The organism is Acidovorax sp. KPB24-03 (assembly GCF_057546605.1).
In genome coordinates, this window is record NZ_BAAJYR010000314.1 from 1 (window position 1) to 4196 (window position 4196).

3 protein-coding genes and 2 pseudogenes are annotated in these 4196 nt (G+C 71.7%); all 5 read right to left on the reverse strand.

Going from position 1 to position 4196, the window contains the following annotated elements; all coding sequences use genetic code 11:
• Nucleotides 1-942 (reverse strand): annotated as a pseudogene (locus AC27KI_RS19880) (cobyric acid synthase); the annotation flags it as partial.
• A 193-nt stretch (nucleotides 943-1135) separates the two neighbouring features.
• Nucleotides 1136-1924 (reverse strand): meso-2,3-butanediol dehydrogenase, encoded by a 789-nt coding sequence (gene budC / locus AC27KI_RS19885; protein WP_317352396.1) that lies wholly within the window; start codon nucleotides 1922-1924, stop codon nucleotides 1136-1138.
• Nucleotides 1925-2175: 251 nt separating this feature from the next.
• Nucleotides 2176-2568 (reverse strand): DUF3037 domain-containing protein, encoded by a 393-nt coding sequence (locus AC27KI_RS19890; protein WP_284428858.1) that lies wholly within the window; start codon nucleotides 2566-2568, stop codon nucleotides 2176-2178.
• On the reverse strand, nucleotides 2555-3340 hold the full coding sequence (locus tag AC27KI_RS19895; RefSeq protein ID WP_272564133.1) for a HipA family kinase: 786 nt from the start codon (nucleotides 3338-3340) through the stop codon (nucleotides 2555-2557). Before AC27KI_RS19895 ends, AC27KI_RS19890 begins: the two co-directional genes overlap by 14 nt.
• Before the next feature lie 54 nt (nucleotides 3341-3394).
• Nucleotides 3395-4196: pseudogene (locus AC27KI_RS19900) on the reverse strand (aminotransferase class I/II-fold pyridoxal phosphate-dependent enzyme); the annotation flags it as partial.

Consider the following 4196-nt stretch of genomic DNA (forward strand, 5'->3'; position numbering starts at 1 on the left):
CGCGCAGCCAAGCCAGGTCGCCGCCGTGGCCTTGGAGCCGGGCAGCACGATCCAGTCGGCCCCCGCCACGTCGGCCGGGCTGCGGGCCCACAGCAGCCGCACGCCGGGCACGGCCTTCAGGGGCTGGAATTCGTCGAGGTTGCTGATGCGCGGGTAGGCCACCACGGCGATGGTCGTGTGCACCACGCCGCTGGCGCGCGCGGCATCGTCGAACACCCCGTCTTCCTCGGGCAGGCCATGGTGCCACTGCATGGGGATGGTGGCCACGGTGGGCACGCCGGTCATCTGTTGCAGCATTTCGGGCGCGGGGGCCAGCAGCGCCGCATCGCCCCGGAACTTGTTGAGCACGAAGCCCTGGATCAGCGCGCGTTCATCCTCCGGCACCAGGGCCCAGGTGCCGTAGAGGTGGGCGAACGCGCCGCCCCGGTCGATGTCGGTGACGAGCAGGCAACTCGCGCCCGCATGCCGCGCCACGCGCAGGTTGACCACGTCGCTCGCTTGCAGGTTGATCTCGGCCGGCGAGCCCGCGCCTTCGATCACCACCACGTCGTTCTCGGCGCGCAGCGCATCGAGCGCGGCGGCGATCTGCGGCCACACGCGCGCACTGCGGCCGCGCCAGGGCAATGCGGACAGCTCCTCGCTCACCTGCCCCATCAGCACCACCTGGCTGCGGGTGTCGGCCTCCGGCTTGAGCAGCAGCGGGTTCATGCGCACATCGGGCTCGGCACGCGCCGCCAGGGCCTGGAAATACTGCGCGCTGCCGATCTCGCCGTGGCCGCCCCCCGGCCCGGCGACCACGCGCGCGTTGTTGCTCATGTTCTGCGCCTTGAACGGCGCGACCTTCAGGCCCTGGTTGCTGTACCAGCGGCACAGGGCCGTGGCCAGCCAGCTCTTGCCGGCGCCGCTGGTCGTGCCCAGCACCATGACGCAGCGCGCCGCCATGTCAGCGCCCGGCGCCACCCGTGCCCTGCCGGGCAGGGACGAGGGTGCCTTGGCAGGCGGTGGCGGGGCCAGGAAGAGCGAAGGCGGCAAAGGGCACGGGCGCAGCTTGGAAAGCGAAGGAGGCCGTATTGTCCCCTGCCCTGCCCGCGTTTTTTTCAACGCCGCGCAAGCGGCTGCGCGTCCGCGCCGCCGCTCACTGCGCCGGCTGGCCGTTCGATGCGGACACGCCCCCATCCACCGGCAGCACCACGCCGGTGACGAAGCTCGCATCCGGGCTGGCGAGGAAGGCGATCACCGCCGCGATCTCCTCGGGCTCCGCGCCGCGGCCCAGGGGAATGCGTTCGGCAAATTTCTTCAGTTGCTCCGGATCGTTCTTGATGTCTTGCGTCATGCCCGTGAAGGTCAGGCTGGGCGCCACGGCGTTGACGCGCACGCCGTCCTTGCCGTGGTCCATCGCCAAGGCACGGGTGAAGTTGGAGACCGCGCCTTTGGAGGCGTTGTAAAAGCTCATGTCCCAGTCGCCGCCCAGGCCGGAGACGGACGAGGTGTTGACGATGCAGCCTCGCGTCTTGAGCAGGTGCGGCAGGGCCGCGCGCGCGCCGTGGAAAACGCCCGAGACATTGGTCGCGAGGATGCGGTGCCAGTCTTCCAGGCTGGCTTCCATGACCTTGCCCTGCACGGCGATGCCGGCGTTGTTGACCATCACGTCGAGGCGGCCGAATCGCTCCACCGTGGCATCGACGAGGGCCTGCACTTCGTCGAACTTCGAGACGTCGGCCGGATGGGCGAGCGTGCGGTCGGCCGGCAGGTCGGCGCGCGTCGCCGCCAGCTTGTCGTCGCTGAGGTCGGCGATGACCACCTTGGCACCCTCCTGCGAAAAGCGCCGTGCCGTGGCAGCGCCGATGCCGGACCCTGCGCCGGTGACGATGACGACCTGGTCCGTGAAGCGCTGCAGCGGAGTGGAGGACGGTGGCTGGGCCATGGGGTTTCCTTTCGTGTGGGGGTGAATGCGCTGCTGGCGATGCCAGGCCTGCCTCGACGAACACGCCGCGATGGCATTCCGCTGGAGAGGGCATCGCACGGCAGGCGCGGAAACGGCCATTCTTCGGCGCATCGCCCGCGCGGGACCCGCGCCATGCGCCCGTCCGCCTGTCAGCCAAGGCCGCACACCGGCGGCGCACGGCAGCACAGGGCGGGGACCATGCCCGGCGCCGCCCCTTTGGCGAACCCCCCTTAAACCAGCGGGCGCACCATGCGGTCCATGATGTGCTCCAGCGCCGCGCCCGCATCGGTACAGCGCCCGGTGTGCACCGGCGAGGTCTGGATGATCCCGCTGCGCCGCGCGGTCAGCCAGTGAAAGCGCGATCGGTAAGGCATCTGCGCGATGGGCCCGCAGCCCGTGTCGCCCGCGCAGATGGCGACGATGGCCGCCAGGTGCCGGCGCACCGTGTCCAGGTCGGCCGCAGGGTCCAGGGCCAGCAGCCGCGCCTCGTCCAGTGCCATGGCGGCCTGAAGGAAGCCCGTGCGCTGGCACGAAAGAATGGCGCCGGCATTGATGAATTCTTCGCGCTCCACGCGCGGCACCACGCGCACGATGGCGTAGTCGTACACATCAGCCGCGTGCATCGATCGCTCCTTTCAGCCAGGCGCCGCGCCCGGCCAGCCGTGCGGCGAAGTAATCCGCGTAGGCCTGCCGGTGGGTGCCGGGCGCGGTCAACGGGCCTTCGGCGTGGTCGGCACCGGCCAGTTGCAGGAATTCATCGGGCACCTCGGACAGCACGCCCTGCAGCACGGCGGGCGTGAGGCGCGCGGCCAGTTCCGCATCCACCTGCGCCAGCGCGGTGGCGCGGGGCAGCAGCACGTGGTCGGCAATGGGGGCGAAGGGCTTGGCGGGCACGGCCACCGTGCCGTTCCACGCATGGTGGAAAGTGAGCGCCGCGCCATGGTCGATCAGCCACGGGTTGCGGTGCCACACCAGCAGGTTGGTGTTGCGCGCCGTGCGGTCCACGTTGCCCACCAGCGTGTCGAACCAGACCAGCCGCGAGGCGAAGTCGTCCGACACCGCATCCACCGCCGGGTCGAAGTTCGCGGCGCCCGAGAGGTAGTCCAGCCCCACATTGAGGCCGCCGCTGGCACGGATCAGGTCCTGGATCTCGGGGTCCGGCTCGGTCTGCGCCAGGGCCACGTCCAACTGCGCGAGCACGATCTCGGGAACGGGCAGGCCCAGCGCGCGGGCGATGCCCCCGGCGATCATCTCGGCGAGCAGGGCCCGCACGCCCTGCCCCGCACCGCGGAACTTGAGCACATACAGGCCCAGGTCGTCGCCCTCGACGACGGCGGGCATGGAGCCGCCCTCACGCAGGGGCGTGACGTAGCGGCTGACGGTGATGGTGCGCATGGCGGGGCGGCTTCCTTCGAGCGGTCGCGGGTGAGGCGGGGATGGTAGCGGCAGTCAGCCGATCCAGGCCTGGCGCAGCGCCTGCTGGGAACCCGGCGGCAGCACGCCCAGGCGCACCTGCCCCGGCAGCCCGAACGACGTGCCGTCGCGCAGCTTGATGCCGTGGGCTCGCAACCGCTGCAGGGCCGCCGGCAGGTCATCCACCCCAGGCCGTGCCACGAAGTAGTTGGCCAGGCTCCCGGGCACGACGGCCCAGCCCAGCGCTTCGCACAGCGCCTGCTGCTCCGCCTTCCAGGCGCGCAGCGCGTCCAGGCTGTCGCGCAGCCAGCGCTGGGGGGAGGCAAGGGTCCATGCCGTGAGCAACGCCACGCCATGGGCGCCGATGGGCCACGATGGCGCCAGCGACTGCAGCGCGGCCAGGTCTTGCGGCGGCTGCGCCTGCGGCGCAATGGCGTAGGCCGCGCGCACGCCGGTCAGGCCCAGGGCCTTGTTGGGCGTCCACAACTGCCAGGCGTTGGCGGGCATGGGGGGGGCGGCACCGTCCAGGCGGCAGGGGGGCGTAGGCACAGTCGAGCACGCGCAGTGCGCCGTCTTGCGCTCCGGGCCGGCCCCAGGCGGCCAGCTCGAGGTCGGGCGTGCCGAGCGGGCTTGGAGGGATCGCACGCCCAGAACAGGCCGGTGCCTGCCTGGCCTGCACCGGGCGCGCGCGCCGCACATCCAGCCCCCAGGCCTGCGCCGCGCGCGTGTAGTCCCCATAGCCATGCGCCGGCACCGCCACGGCCCGCTCGCCCCGCCGGGCGGCGAAGGCGGTGATGCGGTGGATGAATTCGCTCGCGCTGCCCGCGATCACGATGCG

Bases quoted from the DNA above. Each gene is read 5' to 3' on its own strand.
- budC (WP_317352396.1), bottom strand. From the start codon at position 1,924: ATGGCCCAGCCACCGTCCTCCACTCCGCTGCAGCGCTTCACGGACCAG.
- AC27KI_RS19890 (WP_284428858.1), bottom strand. From the start codon at position 2,568: ATGCACGCGGCTGATGTGTACGACTACGCCATCGTGCGCGTGGTGCCG.
- AC27KI_RS19895 (WP_272564133.1), bottom strand. From the start codon at position 3,340: ATGCGCACCATCACCGTCAGCCGCTACGTCACGCCCCTGCGTGAGGGC.